General features: G+C 64.7%; 16 protein-coding genes and 3 tRNA genes. 12 read left to right on the top strand and 7 right to left on the bottom strand.

The window, feature by feature from the left end; genetic code table 11:
- Positions 1-12: 12 nt before the first annotated feature.
- A complete protein-coding gene (locus ACYVD0_RS01260) occupies positions 13-3,756 on the top strand; it encodes a pilus assembly protein (RefSeq protein WP_460425096.1) in 3,744 nt (1,247 codons plus the stop codon).
- A gap of 57 nt (positions 3,757-3,813) precedes the next feature.
- On the opposite strand, the gene ACYVD0_RS01255 is transcribed toward ACYVD0_RS01260, so the two are convergent.
- A complete protein-coding gene (locus ACYVD0_RS01255; RefSeq protein WP_460425095.1) occupies positions 3,814-4,377 on the bottom strand; it encodes a GspH/FimT family pseudopilin in 564 nt (187 codons plus the stop codon).
- A gap of 189 nt (positions 4,378-4,566) precedes the next feature.
- On the opposite strand from ACYVD0_RS01255, the gene thiO reads away from it, so the two are divergent.
- The gene (thiO, locus tag ACYVD0_RS01250) at positions 4,567-5,664 is read left to right on the top strand and encodes an NAD(P)/FAD-dependent oxidoreductase (RefSeq protein ID WP_460425094.1); all 1,098 of its coding nucleotides are present in this window, start codon (positions 4,567-4,569) and stop codon (positions 5,662-5,664) included.
- Positions 5,665-5,793: 129 nt separating this feature from the next.
- On the opposite strand, the gene ACYVD0_RS01245 is transcribed toward thiO, so the two are convergent.
- The 3 genes from ACYVD0_RS01245 to ACYVD0_RS01235 form a co-directional block, all read right to left on the bottom strand.
- Positions 5,794-7,134 carry a sigma-54-dependent transcriptional regulator gene (locus tag ACYVD0_RS01245; protein ID WP_460425093.1) on the bottom strand — a complete coding sequence of 447 codons (1,341 nt, stop codon included), beginning with the start codon at positions 7,132-7,134 and terminating at the stop codon, positions 5,794-5,796.
- A gap of 64 nt (positions 7,135-7,198) precedes the next feature.
- Entirely contained in the window at positions 7,199-8,782 is a 1,584-nt protein-coding gene (locus tag ACYVD0_RS01240; protein WP_460425092.1) for a sensor histidine kinase, read from the bottom strand.
- Complete coding sequence (locus ACYVD0_RS01235) at positions 8,772-9,014, bottom strand: PP0621 family protein (protein WP_460425091.1); 243 nt, start codon at positions 9,012-9,014, stop codon at positions 8,772-8,774. The genes ACYVD0_RS01240 and ACYVD0_RS01235 overlap by 11 nt, the downstream gene beginning before the upstream one ends.
- A 230-nt stretch (positions 9,015-9,244) precedes the next feature.
- On the opposite strand from ACYVD0_RS01235, the gene ACYVD0_RS01230 reads away from it, so the two are divergent.
- Positions 9,245-10,879 (top strand): glutamine-dependent NAD(+) synthetase, encoded by a 1,635-nt coding sequence (locus tag ACYVD0_RS01230; protein ID WP_460425090.1) that lies wholly within the window; start codon positions 9,245-9,247, stop codon positions 10,877-10,879.
- Between the two features lie 130 nt (positions 10,880-11,009).
- On the opposite strand, the gene ACYVD0_RS01225 is transcribed toward ACYVD0_RS01230, so the two are convergent.
- Complete coding sequence (locus ACYVD0_RS01225) at positions 11,010-12,023, bottom strand: outer membrane protein assembly factor BamD (protein ID WP_460425089.1); 1,014 nt, start codon at positions 12,021-12,023, stop codon at positions 11,010-11,012.
- A gap of 146 nt (positions 12,024-12,169) precedes the next feature.
- Here ACYVD0_RS01225 and rluD point away from each other — a divergent pair, with 146 nt between their 5' ends.
- The 6 genes from rluD (at position 12,170) to ACYVD0_RS01195 (ending at position 17,042) form a co-directional block, all read left to right on the top strand.
- Positions 12,170-13,144: a 23S rRNA pseudouridine(1911/1915/1917) synthase RluD gene (rluD, locus tag ACYVD0_RS01220; protein WP_460425181.1), complete on the top strand. Its 975-nt coding sequence runs from the start codon at positions 12,170-12,172 to the stop codon at positions 13,142-13,144.
- Entirely contained in the window at positions 13,141-13,869 is a 729-nt protein-coding gene (pgeF, locus tag ACYVD0_RS01215; protein WP_460425088.1) for a purine nucleoside phosphorylase YfiH/LACC1 family protein, read from the top strand. Before rluD ends, pgeF begins: the two co-directional genes overlap by 4 nt.
- A 193-nt stretch (positions 13,870-14,062) precedes the next feature.
- Entirely contained in the window at positions 14,063-16,627 is a 2,565-nt protein-coding gene (gene clpB, locus ACYVD0_RS01210; protein ID WP_460425087.1) for an ATP-dependent Clp protease ATP-binding subunit, read from the top strand.
- A 164-nt stretch (positions 16,628-16,791) separates the two neighbouring features.
- A tRNA-Asn gene (locus tag ACYVD0_RS01205) sits at positions 16,792-16,867 on the top strand.
- Between the two features lie 9 nt (positions 16,868-16,876).
- Positions 16,877-16,953: transfer RNA gene (locus tag ACYVD0_RS01200), tRNA-Pro, on the top strand.
- A 13-nt stretch (positions 16,954-16,966) separates the two neighbouring features.
- Positions 16,967-17,042: transfer RNA gene (locus ACYVD0_RS01195), tRNA-Lys, on the top strand.
- A gap of 221 nt (positions 17,043-17,263) precedes the next feature.
- On the opposite strand, the gene ACYVD0_RS01190 is transcribed toward ACYVD0_RS01195, so the two are convergent.
- Positions 17,264-18,562, bottom strand: a complete 1,299-nt coding sequence (locus tag ACYVD0_RS01190; protein ID WP_460425086.1) for an NAD(P)/FAD-dependent oxidoreductase — start codon at positions 18,560-18,562, stop codon at positions 17,264-17,266.
- A 64-nt stretch (positions 18,563-18,626) separates the two neighbouring features.
- The gene (locus ACYVD0_RS01185) at positions 18,627-18,800 is read right to left on the bottom strand and encodes a DUF3094 domain-containing protein (RefSeq protein ID WP_460425085.1); all 174 of its coding nucleotides are present in this window, start codon (positions 18,798-18,800) and stop codon (positions 18,627-18,629) included.
- 329 nt (positions 18,801-19,129) lie between these two features.
- Here ACYVD0_RS01185 and ACYVD0_RS01180 point away from each other — a divergent pair, with 329 nt between their 5' ends.
- From ACYVD0_RS01180 to ACYVD0_RS01170, 3 genes are read left to right on the top strand one after another with little or no spacing between them, the layout of a single operon-like run.
- Positions 19,130-19,555 carry a GNAT family N-acetyltransferase gene (locus ACYVD0_RS01180; RefSeq protein WP_460425084.1) on the top strand — a complete coding sequence of 142 codons (426 nt, stop codon included), beginning with the start codon at positions 19,130-19,132 and terminating at the stop codon, positions 19,553-19,555.
- Positions 19,552-20,019, top strand: coding sequence for an FAD/FMN-containing dehydrogenase (locus ACYVD0_RS01175; protein WP_460425083.1), 468 nt, complete (start codon positions 19,552-19,554; stop codon positions 20,017-20,019). Before ACYVD0_RS01180 ends, ACYVD0_RS01175 begins: the two co-directional genes overlap by 4 nt.
- Positions 20,016-20,702, top strand: a complete 687-nt coding sequence (locus tag ACYVD0_RS01170; RefSeq protein WP_460425082.1) for an energy-coupling factor ABC transporter permease — start codon at positions 20,016-20,018, stop codon at positions 20,700-20,702. Before ACYVD0_RS01175 ends, ACYVD0_RS01170 begins: the two co-directional genes overlap by 4 nt.
- The last annotated feature ends 12 nt before the right edge of the window (positions 20,703-20,714 follow it).

Below are 20,714 nucleotides of genomic sequence, written 5' to 3'. Positions count from 1 at the left end.
GGGAGAGTGGTCGTGAAGAGGTTTTCAATCTGGCGTGCTGCGGCGGTTCTGCCGATGCTGCTGTGCAGCCACACTGCTTTCGCGCAGGACATCGATATCTACACTGGCATCAACCCGGCGGGCGGCAACGTGCCGACAGTCCTGCTGGTCTGGGACAATGCGGCCAACAACAGTGCCAGCGCCGAGGAGATCTGCAGTCAGTACGCTGACGGCAGCGGTGCGCCAAGCTTGGGGACCGCGACGGCTGCGGGCATGGAACAGTGCGCGATGGTCAATGCCTTGCATGCTCTGCGCAGCGATCCGAACCTGCTGGGCATGATCAGGATTGGCCTGATGGTCTTCAACAAGAACGACTTCAAGAGCGGCAATGGGCAGTGCGGTTATCTGGTGCATGCTCCCCAGCTGGTGGACAAGGAAGGTCTCGACACGCTGATCGCAAAGATCAAGGCGTTCAAGGACACCGGCTCAGACACTATCAAGACCAATAGCGTGGCAGTAGGCGCGACCATGGCCGAAGCCTGGGCCGCGCTGAATGGCAGAAGCACTTCCTGTTCTGGCAGGGATTATTCCGATCTTGCCGAAGTAGCGACGCAATGCCGCGATGCGGTGCTGATCTATATCGGCAACGCCTTCACCAACAGCAACCCGGGCGATGGCGGAGATGCCGATGTCTTTCTCAAGAAGGAGCTGAGCGAGGTTTTCGGCTATGCCTCCGGCTCCAACGAATATTCCCTGTTCAGCAAGCCGATTGCGGTGCCCCTGCTGAATACTTCGGGCAATACCAACAACAAGTACTGGGCTGACGAATGGGCCCGCTTCATGAAGCGGGTCTCGGTGATCGACAGTACCGCCGCCGACAGGAACGTCACGACCTACACCATTTCGGTGAGCGACCTGGCCAACCAGGCCCAGGCCCAGAGCACGATCAACTACTACGCCGAGATGGCCAAGCAAGGCGGGGGCAAGAGTTTCCTGGTCGACGTCAAGGACACCGATGGTCTCTCCAATGCCTTGTTCGCCGTATTCAACGACGTGCAGGCCAAGAACAGTGTCTTCGCTTCCGCCACGTTGCCGGTGACGGCGAACACCCAGGGCACCTATCTCAACCAGGTGTTCGTAGCCATGTTCCGTCCGGACGGTAATGCCAGTCCGCGCTGGTACGGGAACCTGAAGCAGTATCAGCTGGGCCTGGACTCCGGCAATAACATCGTCCTGACCGACTCCACGGAAAACCCCGATGCCGGGGCCGTCACCTCGAAGACCAACCCGACGACGGGTGCCATTTCGCCCGAGGCGGTCAGCTTCTGGACGACCAACACGCCCGGCGTGACAGGCTGGCCAACCACCGGTTTCTGGATCAACAGCCCCTCCGGAGAAGGCCTGCAATTCGATTCGCCGGATGGCGACCTGGTCGAGAAGGGCGGTGCCGCGCAGATGGCGCGTGCCGACAACCTGACAGCTACCTACGCCGATAGCAGCAACGACAACGGGCGCAACCTGCTGACCTGCAACAGCATAGATGGATGCGGCTCGGGATTGACCGAGTTTTCCACGGATAACTCCACACTGATGACGAATGCTCTCGCCCTGTTCGGCGCGGGGGCGGGTACTTCCTATCCGGGCAGTCTCACGGCGGGGGTCGATTTCACGACGACCCAGGAAGTGACATGCAATACGGATAAGAGCAAGAGCTGCACGTTCAGCGTTCCCTACTCGAATGACGTTACCTTGACCTCTGGAGATACTGTCGCGAACAGTTTAATGGAGGTTTTGCACGCCCGATGCAATTTACCTACGGGCTGCGCCGTGGACAGCGTCCTGGGGAATACTTTCACCTTCACCCTCAGCAACTTGCAGACTAGCTCGACCTATTCGATTCCGAGCGGAACGCTATTTCATAAAGCCGATCGCAGCGTGACCGTCAATACGGGTGCCACGGCTCATGGCCTGAGCGTCGGCGATTCGGTCATGCTCAAAAGTTGTACCGGTATTTCCGATAGCGCCATCGTATATGGTTTGTCCGGTCTCCCGACTAGCGGTAGCAGAACCATGATCGTCACTGGGGCGACGGCCAATACCTTCACCTTCAAATGGGACAGCCCGGCGATAACCCTATCGGGAGCCAATGTCAGCTGTACCATCGAGCCCGCGTTGAGCGCGAGCAACCTGATCAACTGGGTGCGGGGCTGGGATGTCGCCGGCAACGAGGACATGGCCGGGCCCGGAGGGGCTGTCACCGTGCGTCCGTCCTTGCACGGGGATGTGCTGCACTCCAGGCCGGCGGTCATCAACTATGGCGGCGATACGGGCGTGGTGGTGTTCTATGGCGCCAACGACGGCATCTTTCGGGCGGTGAACGGCAACCAGAAGTCGTCCATCGACGGCGTCCGGGCAGGAGGCGAGCTCTGGGGTTTCATCGCGCCCGAGTTCCACGGCAAGTTCAAGCGACTGTTCCAGAACATGCCGCTGATCGATATCGCCGGGGTCATGGATGTGAACAAGCAGCCCAAGGACTACTTCTTCGACGGCTCGACCACCGTCCTGCGCGACACGCGCACGAACACGACGGCGTCCACCAAAGACAAGACCTATATCTATCTGACCGCACGGCGGGGGGGGCGCCTGATCTACGCCCTCGATGTGACCGATCCGAAGACGCCGAAATACCTCTGGAAAAAGACCAGTGCGGACATCAAGGAGCTGGGACAGACCTGGTCGCAGCCAAAGGTGGCGGTGCTGAGCAGCCGTACCGATCCGGTGCTGATCATGGGCGCCGGCTATGCGCCGGAGCAGGATGCCGATCCGGTAGTGAAAGCCGACTCCATGGGACGTGGCGTGCTGATCCTGGATGCCGTGACCGGCAAGGTAGTCTGGGCAGCTCTCGCCAGCTGCACGGGCGTCAATCTGGCGAGCGACGGGGTTTGCGTCTCGACCGACGCGCCGACCGATGCCGTGGCTGCCGACGTCAGCCTGGTCGACCGCAACTCGGACGGCTACGTCGACCGGGTCTACGCCGCGGATGTGGGGGGCAATATCTGGCGTGTCGATCTCGACCCGCATGGCTTCGGTTTGGCATCCACGCCCAGTGACTGGAAAATCACCAAGCTGGCGGCGCTGGGTGGCACGGGAAACGATGCGCGAAAATTCCTCTTCGCTCCGGACGTGATTACCACCAATGAATTCGACGCCGTCATGGCGGTATCCGGTGATCGTGAGCATCCGCTCTACACCACTGATACGACTGCGGGAGTGGCCTACAACGTGCAAAACCGGATCTACATGATCAAGGACAAGCAGATCGGTTCAGTCATGACCACCGGTTTTACTGCCCTGACCCATGACAACCTGGTCGCCAACCCCGACCAGACCCAGTCCTTCGATGCCACGGCCGATACTGTCCAGGGTTATTACATCAACCTTCCCAATGCCGGAGAAAAAGGCGTCAATGCGCCGGTCACCGTGGCCGGCAAAACCTATTTCGGGACCAACTATCCCGATGTGCCCAAGGCGAACTCCTGTACTGCCGACCTCGGCATCGCCCTGGCTTATACGCTCGACTTCAATACTGGCAAGCTGGACTTCACCAAGTTCGTCGGGGGTGGCCTGCCGCCTTCGCCGGTGACAGGGCTGGTCAACATCGGGGAGGAGACGGTGCCCTTCATCATCGGTGGCTCGGGACCCACGACCTTCGACCCGTCCATTCCGGAAATCGAGTTGAGCAACAACCGCAAGCGCGCCTACTGGTACGCCAAATAGGCCTCGATACGGCGGCACTCCCTGTGCCGTCCGCACGGGTGGGCCCTTTTCCGCCGATCAGGCCGGACAGCTCTGCGGCTTGCCGTCCGCTCCCTCGACCACGCCGTCGCCATTGCTGTCCCGGGCACTGCGTACCCTGCCCATGCTGCTGACGATCAGCCTGGCGGCATATCTGTTGTCGGCCGAGGGGCAGAGTGCAATGCTGCCGTAGCTGCTCGCCGTGCCGTTCGGACGAAAGCGGATACTGTAGAGGCTGGATGCATTTACCTGATATCGGGTACCCGGCGGTACCGGCTCCTGGCGGACGAGCTCTCCGGGATCGGCCTGGCCATTCAGGTTGTGGTCAATGAAGACGATGAAGAAGCTGGCGCTGGTCTTGGCGCAGCTGTGGCCATCCTGGCTGCCGCATAGGGAAGTGGTTTTCTTCATGGTGACGGCAATGCTTCTGGCATGGCTCAGCAGGGACCTGACCTGCTGTGCCGCGCTGTTCTTCTGACTGTTCAGGGTCAGGTGGGTAAAGGCAGGAACAGCCAGGCTCAGCAATATGCCGAGGATGGCCGTCGAGGTGAGGGCTTCGCCCAAAGTGAAGCCCTGTACGTGCCGTCGCTGGATGATTCGCATTGTTTCCTTCCCTGGATTTCGGCTTCATGCCGGCCGTGCAGCATACAAAGTGGCATACCGGTGGTATGCCGAGCAGGCGGCACTTTTTGCCCATGGCGGCAGGCGCATGGCCGGATAAGCCCTGGCATGCAGCTCCCTGCAGGCGTATAACGAGCCGATTTAAGGCCCGTTTTCTTTGGGGAGAAGATGATGCGAGTCCTGGTGGTTGGTGGTGGTGCCATCGGTATGTTGTCGGCTCATCGGTTGGCGGAGGCCGGACTGGAGGTCCATCTGCTGGACCAGAGCCCGCTCGGCCGGGAGTCCTCCTGGGCCGGTGGCGGCATCGTGTCGCCGCTCTATCCCTGGCGCTACAGCCCGGCGGTAACAGCGCTGGCGCACTGGTCGCAGGACTTCTATCCGGCCCTGGGCGAGCGTCTGCGGCAGGAGACCGGCATCGATCCCGAGGTGCATGTCACCGGCCTCTACTGGCTGGATCTGGAGGACGAGGCCGAGGCGCTGGCCTGGGCGGCGCAGGAGGGACGGCCACTGGAAGCCGTGGATATCGAATCCGTCCACCAGGCGGTGCCGGCATTGGGACCGGGCTTTTCGCGGGCCCTGTTCATGTCGGATGTGGCCAACGTGCGCAATCCGCGGCTGCTCGCGTCACTGCATGAGGCGCTGCTGCGCATGCCCAATGTGACCATTCAGGAAAATACTGCGGTGACCGGCTTCGTCCGCGAGGGCGAGCGGGTGGTCGGGGTGCGCACGGCCTCCGGCGAGCTGCGTGCCGACCGTGTGGTGGTCGCGGCCGGCGCCTGGAGCGGCGAGTTGCTGGCCACCCTGGGGCTGGAGCTGCCGGTCAAGCCGATGAAGGGCCAGATGATCCTCTACAAGTGCGCCGAGGATTTCCTGCCGCGGATGGTGATGGCCGACGGACGCTACGCGATTCCGCGGCGGGACGGGCACATTCTGGTGGGCAGCACCCTGGAGGACGTCGGCTTCGACAAGACGCCCACCGGGGCGGCCTTGGAAAGCCTCAAGGCGTCCGCCGAGGCGCTGCTGCCGGCGCTGGCCAGCGCCGAGATGGTCAAGCAGTGGGCGGGACTGCGGCCGGGTTCTCCCGAGGGCATTCCCTATATCGGCCCGGTGCCAGGCTTCGAGGGGCTGTGGCTGAACTGCGGGCATTTCCGCAACGGGCTGGTGCTGGCGCCGGCGTCCTGCCAACTGCTCGCCGACCTGTTGCTGGAGCGCGAGCCGATCGTCGATCCGGCGCCCTATGCGCCGGCCGGGCGGATCGGCCAGCGCTGAGTCCGGCCTTGGCAGTATGGCGGGTTGCACCCGCCCTACGGGGTATCCCCATGGCGGCGATGCGTCCGGCGGGTTGCAACCCGCCGGACGTGGCAAGGGCCTTCGAGGTGTGCCCGATGGCGCCCAGCCTCAGTCGATGCCCAGCTTCTTCAGGCGGTAGCGCATGGAGCGGAAGGTCAGGCCCAGGCGCTGGGCGGCGGCGGTGCGGTTCCAGCGGGCTTCCTCGAGGGCCTGCATGATCAGCCGGCGCTCGAGCTCCTCCAGGTAGTCCTCGAGGTTGTCGATGCCTGCCAGCGACGCCTCGCCGCTTACGCCTGGGCTCGGGGTGTCGCAGAGGCGCAGGTCGCGGGCCTGGATCAGGTCGTCCTCGCAGAGGGTATAGGCCCGTTCCAGCATGTTCTCCAACTCGCGCACGTTGCCTGGGAAGCGGTAGCTCCCGAGTTTTTCCCGGGCTTCCTCGCTGAGTCGAGCGGGCGGCAGGCCGGCTTCTTCCGCCAGGCGCGCCAGCATGATCGCCACCAGCGCCGGAATGTCCTCGCGGCGCTCGCGTAGCGGCGGAGCACGCAGCTCGATGACGTTCAGGCGGTAGTAGAGGTCCTGGCGGAAACGGCCGGCAGCGACCTCGACAGCCAGGTCCTTGTGGGTCGCGCTGAGGATGCGCACGTCCACCATCACCTCCTGCTGGCCGCCGACCGCACGCACGGCCTTTTCCTGGATGGCACGCAGCAGCTTGACCTGCATCGGCAGCGGCAGGTCGGCCACTTCGTCGAGGAACAGGGTGCCGCCGCTGGCGGCCTGGAACAGCCCCAGTTTGTCCTCGATGGCGCCAGTGAAGCTGCCTTTGCGATGGCCGAAGAACTCGCTTTCCATCAGCTCCGAGGGAATCGCGCCGCAGTTCACCGGAACAAAGGGCTGCCCGGCGCGCGGGCCCTGCTCGTGGATCAGGCAAGCCACCACTTCCTTGCCGCTGCCGGACTCGCCACTGATGTAGACCGGCGCCTGGCTGCGCGCCAGCTTGGCGATCTGCTTGCGCAGGGTACGCATCGGCGGCGAATCGCCGATCAGCCGGCTGTCCACCGGCTCCTCCTCGCCGGCTGGCGCATGCAGGCGCAGGGCGGTGGCGACCAGTTCGCGCAGGCGGGCGAGGTCGACCGGCTTGGTCAGGAAATCGAAGGCGCCGGCCTTGAGGGCATTGACCGCGGTGTCCAGGCTGCCGTAGGCGGTGATCATGGCGACCGGGACCTGCGCATGGCGCTGCTGGATGTACTGCACCAGCTCCAGGCCGCTGCCGTCTGGCAGGCACATGTCGGTCAGACACAGGTCGAAGCGCTCGCGCCCCAGCCAATCGCGCGCTTCCTGGAGATTGCGTGCGCTGCGGGTGTCGAGTTTCATCCGGCCCAGAGTGATTTCCAGCAGTTCGCGGATATCGGGCTCGTCGTCGACGATCAGGGCTTTCTGTCGGGCGCTCATGCTCGGACTCGGTTGCAGGTAGTAAGGATTCGCAGGGGGGAGGGGGGGAACATCCGTGGCATGTCTAGCTCAGTTTGCGCGGGTGGGCGAAGGTGATGCGGAAGCAGCCGCCTTCACCTGCGCGGTAGTCGAGACGGGCCTGGTTGCTCTCGCACAGCTCGCGGGAAATGTACAGGCCCAGTCCGGTGCCCTTGCTTTCAGTGGTGAAGAAGGGTTCGAAGATATGCTCGATCTGCTCGGCGGGCACGCCGGGGCCATCGTCGCGCACCTCGAGTACCGGCAGGTCGCTTTCCGAGGCGCGGAACAGCCTGAGCCAGACCTGCCCCTGCGGATGGCATTGGGCGCTGTAGCGCAGGCCGTTCTGCACCAGGTTGTTGAGGATCTGGATGAGCTGGTTCGAGTCCATGCGGGTCTTCAGGGAGCCGTCCTGGATCTCCAGATGCAGGATCTGGCTCGGCGCCGCCGAGGCGCGGTATTCGCCGGCGAAGCGGTGCAGCCAATATTTCAGGTCGAGCAGCTGCGGCTGTGCCTGGCGCCGGCGCGACAGCTGCAGCACGTTCTCGATCACCAGGTTCATGCGCCGCGACTGGTCCTGGATGATCTGCGCCAGACGCCGGTCGGAGCCGTCGAGTCCGTCGGACTCCTGCAGTAGCTGCGCGGCGTGGCTGATGGCACCGAGCGGATTGCGGATCTCGTGGGCGATGCCGGCGGTCAGACGGCCGAGCGAGGCCAGCTTGAGCTGCTGGGCCTGTTGGGCGATCTGTGAGATGTCTTCGAGGAAGACCAGGATGCTCTGCCGTCCGCTCCGCTTGAGAGGGACGAAGTTCGGCTGCACCAGCGGGCCGTGGGGCAGGGTGTGCAGATCCTGCGGGCGCAGGGTCGGGTTCTGCTGCCACTGCCGCAGGCGTTCGACCAGCTCCGGACAGTGGGGGGCGAGCGGCTGTCCGACCAGTGTGGGGTTGCCCAGCAGGGTGAAGGCGCTCTGGTTGGCCAGCAGCACCTCCTGCTGCTGGTCGAGCACCAGGATGCCGGTCCGCATGCGCTCCAGGATCTGCGCGTTCAAGGCCTGCAGATCGGCGACTTCGGCGGCGCGTCGTTCGGCCAGGGATTCGCTGCGCTGCAGGCGGCGGGTCAGGCTCTGGACGAGCAGCGCGGCGGCGAAGCACAGCGAGCCGAGTGCTCCCGCATGCACGTACTGGGTGGCTGCGGAGGGGCGGTTGAGGCCCAGGTAGAGGGTCATGTAGACCAGGCCGCTGGCCGCGACGGCCGCGATCGATAGGCCGATCCGTCCACGCAGGAGGATGTTGGCGACGGCCACAGAAACGATGATCAGATTGCCGATGCCGCTGGACGGACCGCCGGCGGTGTAGAGCAGGCCAGAGAGCAGGATCACGTCGACCAGCGCCAGGCTGAAGATCTGCAGCGGCTTGGGGTGGTGCACCAGGACGGCGACCAGGATGTTAAGGATCAGGTAGAACCAGCTGCCGTGGTGGAACAGCTCCGGGTGGGCGACCTGCAGCAGCCGCTCGTCCAGATTGCTGGAGATCAGCAGCACCAGCAGTAGGCCGATGACCAGCCGGTACAGGTGGTACAGGCGCAGGACGTTGCCGCCCTGGGTGCCGCCCAGCGGTAGGGGGTCAGCGCTCACCGTGTCGCGGGCCCTGGGTCAGATGCGCCTGGCTGCAGTACCAGAGGCGGCCGTCGGCCAAAGCCTCTTCGCGCGGCAGGTGCACGCCGCAATGGGCGCAGCGCACCATGGGCTTGGGCGCTTCGGGGTCGGGCTTGGCGACTGGGCGCGGGGCGGGGCGCGTCAGCCGGCGCCAGAGCCAGATGACGGCGATGATGACGAGAATCCAGAACAGCAGACGAAACAGGCCCATGGAGTGCTCTACTCGAAAGAAGGCCGGCATTTTAGCAAGCCGGGGTTTCCTGGGGCCATGCCGTTGCCAGCTTCCGTGCGCCGGTCGGCATGGCTCGTGCGGGGTTTTCCGGTTTGCCCGCCAGGGGGCTTCGCGCGTTGTTTCCGCAGGTGTCGATGCGGGAGAATGGATTTTTTCGGAGCGCGCCCGTGTGTATGCCGGGCACGTCACATTCATCGGTGGAGACGGCCATGAGCCAAACCCTGCGGGTCGTGATGGCCCAACTGAATCTGCGCGTCGGCGATGTGCACGGCAATGTCGAGCGCATCGTCGAGGCGGCCTGCAGCGCCCGCGACGACTGGGACGCGGATGTCATCGTGTTTCCCGAGCTGGCGCTGTGCGGCTACCCGCCGGAGGACCTGCTGCTGCGCTCGAGCATGCAGTTGCGTATCGAGCAAGGCTTGCAGCGACTCAAGGATGAGGTGCGGGGCATCTATCTAGTGCTCGGCTACCCCTGGCTGGAGGACGGGAAACGTTTCAACGCCGCCGCGGTGATCGCCGATGGCGAGCTGCTGGCGCGCTACTGCAAGCAGCATCTGCCGAACTACCGGGTGTTCGACGAGCGCCGCTACTTCGAGCCGGGCAGCGAGGCCTGCCTGCTGGACATCAAGGGCGTGCCGGTGGCCCTGTCGATCTGCGAGGACATCTGGTTTCCCGGCCCCATGCGCCAGGCGAAAGAGGCTGGCGCGCGGCTGATGCTCAGCCTAAATGCCTCGCCCTTCCACCTGGACAAGCAGCGCGAGCGCGAGGAAGTCCTTACCGCCCGGGCAACCGAGGGTGGCATGCCGGTGGTCTACGTCAACCAGGTCGGCGGCCAGGACGAGCTGGTCTTCGACGGCGGCTCCTGCGTGGTCGCGGCGGACGGTCAGGTCGTCCAGCGTGCGCCGGCCCTCGCCGAGGGGCTCTATCCGGTCGATCTGAACATCGGCGATAACGGGGCGGTACTGCCGTGTGCCGCCAGCTGTGCGCCGCTGCCCGAGCTGGAGGCGAGCGTCTACCAGGCGCTGGTGCTGGGGGTGCGCGACTATGTGCGCAAGAACGGCTTCAAGGGGGTGATTCTGGGGCTGTCCGGCGGTATCGATTCGGCGCTGACCCTGGCCGTGGCGGTGGATGCGCTCGGTGCGGAGCGGGTCGAGGCAGTGATGATGCCCTACCACTACACAGCGCAGATGAGCCTCGAGGACGCCGAGGCGGAAGCCCGCGCTCTGGGCGTGACCTACCGGGTGCTGCCGATCGCGCCGATGGTCGAGGCCTTCATGGACACCCTGGCGCCGGTGTTCGAGGGGCTCGGCCGGGACATCACCGAGGAGAACCTGCAGGCGCGCTGCCGTGGCACCCTGCTGATGGCCATCTCCAACAAGAAGGGCTATCTGGTGCTGACCACCGGCAACAAGAGCGAGATGGCGGTGGGCTATGCGACCCTCTACGGTGACATGGCCGGCGGTTTCGACGTGCTCAAGGACGTGCCCAAGACCCTGGTGTTCCGCCTCTGCGACTATCGCAACAGCCTGGAGGCGGTGATCCCCCAGCGGGTCATCGACCGTCCGCCGTCGGCCGAATTGGCTCCCGGCCAGAAGGACGAGGACTCGTTGCCGCCCTATCCGGTGCTCGACGAGATCCTCAAGCTGTACGTCGAGTACGACCTCTCGGCCAGCGCGATCATCGCCGAGGGTTTCGACGAGGATACCGTCAAGCGGGTGCTGCGCCTGGTTGACCTCAACGAGTACAAGCGGCGTCAGGCGGCCGTCGGGGTGCGGGTGACCCAGCGCGGCTTCGGCCGGGACCGGCGCTATCCGATCACCTCCGGCTGGCGGCTGGGGGATTGATGGAGGGGAAGGGTAGCGGGGCTTTTGTCCCCATCCGGCGGTTTCCGCGGATGCTGTCACCGGACTACCCCAAGTAGACACACAAAAAGAAAGGGAGCCCTCGGGGCCCCCTTCTTGTTTATGCCTTGGCTCAGTCGAGCAGGCGGAGGGGGTTCCACCAGGCGCGCTTGGGCTTGCGATCGGCGGCCTCGACGTCTTCCGGAGTCTCCTCTCCCTGTTTCAGGTCGACGCGGATATCCTGCCTGGCCTCTTCGTACATGCGGCGAATGTCCTGATTGGCGCGGGTCTCGCCTGGGGGCAGCGGGGGCTTGCTTTCGATCAGGCCCAAGGTGGCCTTGCCCAGCCAAGAGCGGTTGTCGTCCTCTTCCTCCAGCGGCACGAACTGGCCGTTCTGCAGGCTCGGATGATCCGGGTAGTTCAGCTTCAGGGTTTCCAGGCTGGTGGCGGCCAGTTCGTCCAGGGTGAGACGCTGGTAGGCCTCGACCATCACCGCCAGGCCGTCGCCCACCGCGGGCGTTTCCTGGAGGTTCTCCACCACGTAGCGGCCGCGGTTGGCGGCGGCGACATAGGCTTCGCGTTTCAGGTAGTAGTGGGCGACGTGAATCTCGTAGGCGGCCAGCAGGTTGCGCAGGTAGACCATGCGCGCCTTGGCGTCCGGCGCATAGCGGCTGTTCGGGAAGCGGCTGGTGAGCTGGGCGAACTCGTTGAAGGAGTCGCGTGCCGCGCCCGGGTCGCGCTTGGTCATGTCCAGCGGCAGGAAACGCGACAGCAGGCCTCGATCCCGGTCGAAGGAGGCCAGGCCCTTGAGGTAGTAGGCGTAGTCGACGTTGGGGTGCTGCGGATGCAGGCGGATGAAGCGCTCGGCGGCCGAGCGCGAGGCTTCCGTCTCCTGGGTCTTGTAGTAGGCGTAGATCAGTTCGAGCTGCGCCTGCTCGGCGTAGCGGCCGAACGGATAGCGGGATTCCAGGGCCTTCAGCTTGTTGGTCGCGGCGCTGTAGTTCTCGTTGTTGAGATCATTCTGGGCCTGCTGGTACAGCTCGGTCTCGCTCAGGTTCTCGTCGACGACATCCTCCTTCTCCTTTTTCGATCCGCAGGCAGCGACGAGAACGAGCGTGGCGATCAACAGCAGGTGTTTCAGGTGCATGAAGGCTGTGCGTCCCTGTGACGGCGGCTGTCGGGGGCCGGGCCGTCCTGTTATGATGGGCGCCCCGCGTGAGCCGGGGCAGATGGGCCGTATTTAACCACAAGCGCATGGCCGAAACCAAAGGCCGTGCCCCGCCGTTGCCGAGCATGTCAATACACAACGATCAGGCCATCCGACTTCGCGCCGAAGTCCCCTTCGAGCTGGGCGGCCAGCGCCTTGACCAGGTCGCCGCACAACTTTTCGCCGAGCATTCGCGCTCGCGCCTGGCCGCCTGGATCAAGGACGGGCGCCTGACCGTGGACGGCGCCGTGCTGCGCCCCCGTGACATCGTGCATGGCGGCGCCCTGCTCGAGCTGGATGCCGAACAGCAGGCGCAGGGTGAATGGGTCGCGCAGGCCATCGAGCTGGACATCGTCCACGAGGACGAACAGATCCTGGTGCTGAACAAGCCGGCCGGGCTGGTCGTGCATCCGGCCGCCGGACATGCCGACGGCACCCTGCTCAATGCGCTGCTGCATCATGTGCCGGGGCTGGTCAAGGTGCCGCGCGCCGGCATCGTCCATCGCCTGGACAAGGACACCACCGGCCTGATGGTGGTGGCCAAGACCCTGCAGGCGCAGACCCGGCTGGTCGAGCAACTGCAGGCGCGCAGTGTCAGCCGCATCTACGAGGCCATCGTGGTCGGCGTGATTACCGCCGGCAGTACCGTCGATGCGCCCATCGGCCGTCACGGCCAGCAGCGTCAGCGCATGGCGGTGGTCGAGGGGGGCAAGCCAGCGGTCAGCCACTATCGCGTGCTCGAGCGCTTCCGCACGCATACCCATACCCGCATCAAGCTGGAGACCGGGCGCACCCACCAGATCCGCGTACACATGGCGCACATCGGCTACCCGCTGGTAGGCGATCCGGTCTATGGCGGGCGTTTTCGTATTCCGCCGGCGGCCAGCCCGACCCTGGTGCAGGCACTCAAGGAGTTCCCGCGCCAGGCGCTGCACGCGCGCTTTCTCGAACTGGATCATCCGCTCAGCGGCGAGCGCCTGAAATGGGAGGCGTCACTGCCGGACGATTTGGTCTGGCTGCTGACGCTGCTGCGCCAGGACAGCCAGGCGTTCGTCGGATGAGTGCCTGGCTGACACCGGACTGGCCGGCGTCCTCGCGGGTGCGGGCCAGCGTGACGACCCGCGAGGGCGGCGTCAGCGCCGCGCCCTTCGAAGGTTTCAACCTCGGCGAGCATGTCGGGGACGAGCCTGCGGCCGTTGCGGAGAATCGCCGGCGTCTGCAAGCCGACCTCGGTTGCGCGCCGGCCTGGCTGCGTCAGGTGCATGGCATGGCAGTGGCGCCGGCCGATCCGGCGCTGATGCCCGAGGCCGATGCCAGTTGGACGGACCGGGCTGGCATCGCCTGCGCGATCCTCACCGCCGACTGCCTGCCGGTGCTGTTCTGCGACCGCACCGGCAGCCGTGTAGCGGCAGCCCATGCCGGCTGGCGCGGGCTGGCCGGTGGCGTGCTGGAAGCAACCCTGGACGCCTTGGCCGTGGCACCGCAGGAGGTGCTGGTCTGGCTCGGCCCGGCCATCGGTCCAGCGGCCTTCGAGATCGGCCCCGAGGTGCGCGAGGCCTTCCTCGAGCAGCATTCGCAGGCGGCGACGGCTTTCGTGCCAAGCCGCAACCCGGGTCGCTTCATGGCCGACCTCTACCGGCTTGCGCGCATCCGCCTGGCCGCTCGCGGCGTCGAGGCCGTATATGGCGGCGGCTTCTGCACTTTCCATGATGCGCGCTTCTACTCCTATCGCCGCGCTCCGCACACTGGTCGCTTTGCCAGTCTGGTCTGGCTGACCGCCTCTTGATGGCCAGTTCTCATGGCGGGAGTAGGCACATTGCGCCCATCCTCTGCGTCCATCGGCCCGGCTGCTGACGCGGATCAATTCCGCGGCCTTGAATCTCCGCTAATCATCCTTATCTATGCTTCATCTCGGCAGGCCCTCCGGGCTGCAGGCGCCTCCAGCGCGCCGGCCTGCTCCTTATAGGAAGGATGACCTCATGCGAATCGACCGATTGACCAGCAAATTGCAACTTGCCCTGTCCGATGCCCAGTCCGTGGCGGTCGGCTTCGACCATGCCGCCATCGAGCCGCTGCACCTGATGCAGGCGCTGCTCGATCAGCAGGGTGGCTCGATCAAGTCGCTCCTGATGCAAGTCGGCTTCGACATCAACGGCCTGCGCCAGGCGCTGAGTCAGTCGCTGGACCAGTTGCCCAAGCTGCAGAACCCTACCGGCGATATGAATCTGTCCCAGGATCTGGCGCGCCTACTCAATCAGGCCGACCGCCTGGCCCAGCAGAAGGGCGACCAGTTCATCTCCAGCGAGTTGGTGCTGCTCGCCGCACTGGACGGCAGCACCCGCCTGGGCAAGTTGTTGCTCGACCAGGGTGTGTCGAAAAAGGCTATCGAAAACGCCGTCAACAACCTGCGCGGCGGCCAGACGGTGAACGACCCGAACGCCGAGGAGTCCCGCCAGGCCCTGGACAAGTACTGCATCGACATGACCGAACGTGCCGAGGACGGCAAGCTCGACCCGGTGATCGGTCGTGACGATGAGATCCGCCGCACCATTCAGGTGCTGCAGCGCCGGACCAAGAACAACCCGGTGCTGATTGGCGAGCCTGGTGTCGGCAAGACCGCCATCGTCGAGGGCCTGGCCCAGCGGATCATCAATGGCGAAGTGCCGGACGGCCTCAGGGACAAGCGCCTGCTAGCCCTGGACATGGGGGCGCTGATCGCTGGCGCCAAGTTTCGCGGCGAGTTCGAGGAGCGCCTGAAGGCGGTGCTCAACGAGCTGGGCAAACAGGAGGGGCGGGTCATCCTGTTCATCGACGAGTTGCACACCATGGTCGGCGCCGGCAAGGCCGAGGGCGCCATGGATGCCGGCAATATGCTGAAACCCGCCCTGGCGCGCGGTGAACTGCACTGCGTCGGCGCCACCACCCTCGACGAGTACCGCCAGTACATCGAGAAGGACGCCGCGCTGGAGCGGCGCTTCCAGAAGGTACTGGTGGACGAGCCGAACGAGGAGGACACCATCGCCATCCTGCGTGGCCTGAAGGAGCGCTACGAGGTGCACCACGGAGTGACCATCACCGACGGCGCCATCATCGCCGCAGCCAAGCTGTCGCACCGCTACATCACCGACCGCCAGCTGCCGGACAAGGCCATCGACCTGATCGACGAGGCGGCCAGCCGCATCCGCATGGAGATCGACTCCAAGCCCGAGGCGCTGGACCGCCTCGAGCGCCGTCTGATCCAACTGAAGATCGAGCGCGAGGCGCTGAAGAAGGAGACTGACGAGGCAACCAAGAAGCGTCTGGCCAAGCTGGAAGAGGACATCGCCAAGCTCGAGCACGAGTACGCCGACCTTGAGGAGATCTGGAAATCGGAGAAGGCCGAGGTGCAGGGTTCGGCGCAGATCCAGCAGCAACTGGAGCAGGCCAAGCTGGACCTGGAGGCGGCGCGGCGCAAGGGTGATCTGAACCGCATGGCCGAGCTGCAGTACGGGCTGATTCCCGAGCTGGAGCGCAAGCTGGCTGCCGCCGACAGCGGCGAGCCGCGGGAGAACCAGCTGCTGCGCAACCGCGTCACCGACGAGGAGATCGCCGAGGTGGTGTCCAAGTGGACCGGTATCCCGGTGGCCAAGATGCTCGAGGGCGAGCGCGAGAAGCTGCTGAGGATGGAGGAGCTGCTGCACCAGCGGGTGATCGGCCAGCACGAAGCAGTAGTCGCCGTGGCCAATGCGGTGCGGCGTTCCCGCGCCGGGCTCGCCGACCCGAACCGGCCGAGCGGCTCCTTCCTCTTCCTCGGCCCGACCGGGGTGGGCAAGACCGAGCTGTGCAAGGCGCTGGCCGAGTTCCTCTTCGATACCGAGGAGGCGCTGGTGCGCATCGACATGTCCGAGTTCATGGAGAAGCACTCGGTGGCCCGGCTGATCGGCGCCCCTCCGGGGTACGTCGGTTACGAGGAGGGCGGCTACCTGACCGAGGCGGTGCGCCGCAAACCCTACTCGGTGGTGCTGATGGACGAAGTGGAGAAGGCCCATGCCGACGTGTTCAACATCCTTCTGCAGGTGCTGGAGGACGGTCGTCTGACCGACAGCCACGGGCGCACCGTGGACTTCAAAAACACCGTGGTGGTGATGACCTCCAATCTCGGTTCAGTGCAGATCCAGGAGCTGGCCGGCGATCGCGAGGCTCAGCGGGCGGCGGTGATGGATGCGGTGAGCCATCACTTCCGGCCGGAATTCATCAACCGCATCGACGAGGTAGTGGTGTTCGACCCACTGGCCCGCGAACAGATCGCCGGTATCGCCGAGATTCAGTTGAAGCGCCTGCACCGACGTCTGGCTGAGCGCGAGCTGAGCCTGGAACTCTCCGACGAGGCGCTGGGCAAGCTGATCGCTGTCGGCTACGACCCGGTCTATGGGGCCCGGCCGCTCAAGCGGGCGATCCAGCGCTGGATCGAGAACCCGCTGGCGCAGCAGATTCTCGCCGGTCAGTTCGCTCCCGGCACGAAGATCTCCGCCCGGGTGAAAGGCAACGAGATCATCTTCGGCTGAATTCCCGTCCCTCGATTCTCTCCCCAGTCGAGAGAGGGCGAAAATAAGTGTTTGCTATAAAAAGCATTTTCAAGGGTTGACAGGGCCGCCTGGAGCCGTAAAATGCGCGCCACTGCAACGGAGATGGTATTCCTGATTCGCTGCAAGTCAGAAGTGATGAAAGTTCCGCGATAGCTCAGTCGGTAGAGCAAATGACTGTTAATCATTGGGTCCCTGGTTCGAGTCCAGGTCGCGGAGCCAGCTTTCAGACGGGGTATAGCGCAGTCCGGTAGCGCGCCTGCTTTGGGAGCAGGATGTCGGGAGTTCGAATCTCTCTACCCCGACCATCTCTTCATGTGTGGGTCGTTAGCTCAGTCGGTAGAGCAGTTGGCTTTTAACCAATTGGTCGTAGGTTCGAATCCTACACGACCCACCATCTCTACATTCCATGCTTACGCATGTTCACAAAGCCTTTCTTTCTCCACTATTTATTATTCGCTGAACGCCTGAGGGTTTCCTTCCGGTGCGTTTTCGTTCGTCCTGGCTTTGGGTTGTACGGCTCGCCGAAATAGTCGATGACAGGGGGGCCTGTCGTCTGCCGTGACGGTATGGTGGGGGGAGCCCTGCGAGCGGGCTGGCGCTCGCAGGGAGGAGGGGTCAGTGGAGTTTGAGGCGGGGTTCGGTGCTGCTGCGGAAGCGGTCGCCCAGCATCATCATCAGGGTGCGGAAGGTGCCGTACAGCGCCATCTGGTGCATCCGGTACAGCGAGATGTAGAACTTGCGGGCCAGCCAGCCTTCCAGGGTCACGTCGCCGGTCAGGTTGCCCATCAGGTTGCCGATCGCCGAGAAGCTCGAGAGGGAGATCAGCGAACCATGGTCGCTGTAGCGGTACTCGAGCAGGGGTTTGTCTTCCTGGAGCTTGCGATAGAGCGACTTGGCCAGCAGTGAAGCCTGTTGGTGGGCAGCCTGGGCGCGCGGCGGCACGGTGCGGTCGGTGCCCGGCTGCGGGCAGGCGGCACAGTCGCCGAAGGCGAAGATGTCATCGTCGAGGGTGGTCTGCAGAGTCGGGCGCACCATCAGCTGGTTGATGCGGTTGGTTTCCAGGCCATCCAGATCCTTGAGGAAGGCGGGCGCGCGAACGCCTGCCGCCCAGACCATGAGGTCGGCAGGAATGAACTGGTCGTCCTTGGTGCGCAGTCCTTCGGCGGTGACTTCACTGACGGCGGTGCTGGTGAGCACGCGAGCGCCGAGGCTCTCCAGGGTGGCGTGCGCCGAGCGGCTGATGCGTTCGGGGAGGGCGGCCAGCACGCGCGGGCTGGACTCGATCAGTGTGATGCTCAGGTTTTCCGGGGGAATGCGCTCCAGGCCGTAGGCGACCAGCTGTTCGGAGGCGTGGCGCAGTTCGGCGGCCAGTTCGACCCCTGTGGCGCCGGCGCCGACGATGGCGACATTGACCTGGTGGCCGCTGGCATCACTGGCATGGGCGCGCAGATAATGGCTGAGCAGCAGGCGGCGGAAGCGTTCGGCCTGATCGCGGCTCTCCAGGAAGATGCAATGCTCGGCGGCGCCCGGGGTGCCGAAATCGTTGGTGGTGCTGCCGACGGAAAGGATCAGGGTGTCGTAGCTCAGTTCACGCTCAGGCAGAGGGGCGCGGTCGTCCAGAGCCGGCAGGGCCGCCAGGCGGATGCGCTTGTTGGTCCGGTCAAGCCCGCACATGCGGCCGTACTGGAATTCGAAGTTGTTCCACTTGGCCTGGGCCACGTAGTTCAGTTCGTCGCCGGTCGAGTTCAGCGAGCCGGCAGCAACTTCGTGCAGCAGCGGTTTCCACAGGTGGGTCATGTTGGCGTCGACCAGGGTGATCTTTGCCTGAAAGTTCCTGCCCATGCTTTTGCCGAGGCGGGTGGCGAGTTCCAGGCCGCCGGCGCCGCCGCCGACGATTACGATGCGATGAGTCATGTTTAGAGTCTCATAAGGCCAGAAAAAACCGGGGCAGGGGTCGCGGGGGCGAGCGCGAGGCAGCTCATAGCACCAGGCGACCCAGAATACGGCTCAGCAGGCCCAGACCGACGATCACGGTCAGCACGATCAATGCGAGGCGCCATGGGTGGAACGGCTGGCGCTCCACCTGATGCTGCGGGGCACTCAGGTACTCATCGACACGTTGCTGATCATCGGGGCTCAGACGGCTCGGCATGCAAGGCTCGGTATTCTGCAAAATTCTTCCGCACAGCATCCGGGATGGCCGGAATGCTCGCTGGATTGTTGACGTGAATCATAACTCCTTGTGCCGCTCGGCTGGCAAGATGTCTTTTGGTTAAAATTTTCTAATATAGCGAAAGTCCGCTCAATGGCAGATGGCAATAGCGAAGGATGCCTCTAAGCCAGCCTCTCCAAGGGTCGCCTCTGAGGCTCCCGTTCGCCGGGGCGGGTTCCCCCGGCCGGCCTCATGTTCGCTCCCTGACAGTCCCGCCGCTCTGGCGCTCGCCCGGTATAGACTTCACGGGCGGTTCCTCGGAGTTTCCCATGCCCATTCGCCCCATCACTCCTGCCGATCATCCGGCCTTGCTGACGCTGTGGCGGCGCACCCGGGGTTTGCAGCTTCGTGCCGAAGATGACTTCGAGCCCTTTTGTACTTATCTCGCGCGCAATCCCGGGCTGAGCCTGCTGGTCGAACTCGACGGGCGGATCGTCGCTTCGCTGCTGGTCGGCCACGACGGGCGGCGCGGCTATCTGCAGCATCTGGCGGTGGACGAGTCCTGCCGCGCTCGCGGCTTCGCCCGGGCATTGCTGGACGAAGCACTGGCCAGGCTGGCGGGGCAGGGGATCGACAAGTCCCATGTCTTCGTCCTCCGGGATGCGCCGCAGGCTCTGTCCTTCTGGGCGGTGCAGGCCGACTGGGAGATGCGCAGCGATATTCAGGTCTATTCCACACGGAGAAGCTGCGAGTGAGATTCTTCGCCGGTATCGTGCTTTGCCTGGCGCCGCTCTGGGCCCTGGCGCTGGAGGTGGGCGAGCGGCTCGCCCCGTGGACCCTGCTGGACCAGCATGAGCAGGCCTACAGCCTGAGCGGGGAGACCCGCATTCTGCTGGTCGCGCGCAGCATGGATGGCGCCCGGCTGGTCAAGGCAGCGCTCAAGGCGCGGCCACAGGGGTACCTGGAGGCGCGCCAGGTGGTGTTCGTCGCCGACATCAGTCGCATGCCTTCGCTGATCGCTAGCCTGTTCGCCGTTCCGGCAATGCGCGATTACTCCTATCGCGTGCTGCTCGACCGCGACGCTCGGATCGTTTCCCGTTATCCGGGCGATCCAGACAAGGTGTTGTGGCTCGGCCTGGAGCAGGGGCGGTTGCGCGCCCGGCGCGAGTTCGACGACGCCAGTGCCTTGAGCGCAGCCATCGAGCGGACAGCGCCGTGATTGCCGCCGATCTGCTGGCGCCCGGTACCCAGCTGATCGGCGGGGGCCTCTATTTCGGGCTCATGCTCCATGCTGTCTGGCGTGCGCCCTGGCTGGAGCTGTTCAGCGACAGCCGGCGCCAGCATCTGCTGTTCGGGACTGTCCTGGCGCTGTTCCTGCTCTGGCTGGTGCGGCGCGATTTTGTTTCCGGGCTGTCCTTCCACTTCATCGGCATGACTGCGGTGACCCTGTTGCTCGACTGGCCGCTGGCAATGCTCGCCGGATTGACTACGCAGCTCGGGCTGTTGGCACTGGGGCGACAGGATCTGGCGGCGCTGGGCATCAACGGTCTGCTGCTGGTGGCACTTCCCGTGTCGATCACCGAAGGCTGCTCCCTGCTGGTCGAGCGCGCGCAGCCGGGCAACCTGTTCGTCTACATCTTCTGCTCGGGCTTCTTTCCGGCTGCTCTGAGTGCCCTGGCCTGCCTGCTGGCCGGATTCGGCGTGCTGTGGATGGATGGCCGGTACGAAATGCCGCCGTGGCTGCTGGATTACCTCGGCTACTTGTGGCTGGTGATGTTCCCCGAGGCGTTCATCAATGGCGCGGTGGTCAGCGGGCTGGTGGTGTACTATCCGGAGTGGCTGGAAACCTTCAACCGCAGCCGCTACCTGCAGGCGCCCTGGAAGGACGATGAGCCGCACTGACCCGCCCTACGG

The organism is Azotobacter armeniacus (assembly GCF_054779355.1).
The sequence above is the reverse complement of the archived record's forward strand: the minus strand, read 5'-3'. Positions and strand labels throughout refer to the sequence as shown.

Bases quoted from the DNA above. Each gene is read 5' to 3' on its own strand.
- thiO (WP_460425094.1), top strand. From the start codon at position 4,567: ATGCGAGTCCTGGTGGTTGGTGGTGGTGCCATCGGTATGTTGTCGGCT.
- pgeF (WP_460425088.1), top strand. From the start codon at position 13,141: ATGAGTGCCTGGCTGACACCGGACTGGCCGGCGTCCTCGCGGGTGCGG.
- ACYVD0_RS01225 (WP_460425089.1), bottom strand. From the start codon at position 12,023: ATGCACCTGAAACACCTGCTGTTGATCGCCACGCTCGTTCTCGTCGCT.
- clpB (WP_460425087.1), top strand. From the start codon at position 14,063: ATGCGAATCGACCGATTGACCAGCAAATTGCAACTTGCCCTGTCCGAT.
- ACYVD0_RS01190 (WP_460425086.1), bottom strand. From the start codon at position 18,562: ATGACTCATCGCATCGTAATCGTCGGCGGCGGCGCCGGCGGCCTGGAA.
- ACYVD0_RS01230 (WP_460425090.1), top strand. From the start codon at position 9,245: ATGAGCCAAACCCTGCGGGTCGTGATGGCCCAACTGAATCTGCGCGTC.
- ACYVD0_RS01245 (WP_460425093.1), bottom strand. From the start codon at position 7,134: ATGAGCGCCCGACAGAAAGCCCTGATCGTCGACGACGAGCCCGATATC.
- rluD (WP_460425181.1), top strand. From the start codon at position 12,170: ATGTCAATACACAACGATCAGGCCATCCGACTTCGCGCCGAAGTCCCC.
- ACYVD0_RS01180 (WP_460425084.1), top strand. From the start codon at position 19,130: ATGCCCATTCGCCCCATCACTCCTGCCGATCATCCGGCCTTGCTGACG.
- ACYVD0_RS01185 (WP_460425085.1), bottom strand. From the start codon at position 18,800: ATGCCGAGCCGTCTGAGCCCCGATGATCAGCAACGTGTCGATGAGTAC.
- ACYVD0_RS01235 (WP_460425091.1), bottom strand. From the start codon at position 9,014: ATGGGCCTGTTTCGTCTGCTGTTCTGGATTCTCGTCATCATCGCCGTC.
- ACYVD0_RS01255 (WP_460425095.1), bottom strand. From the start codon at position 4,377: ATGCGAATCATCCAGCGACGGCACGTACAGGGCTTCACTTTGGGCGAA.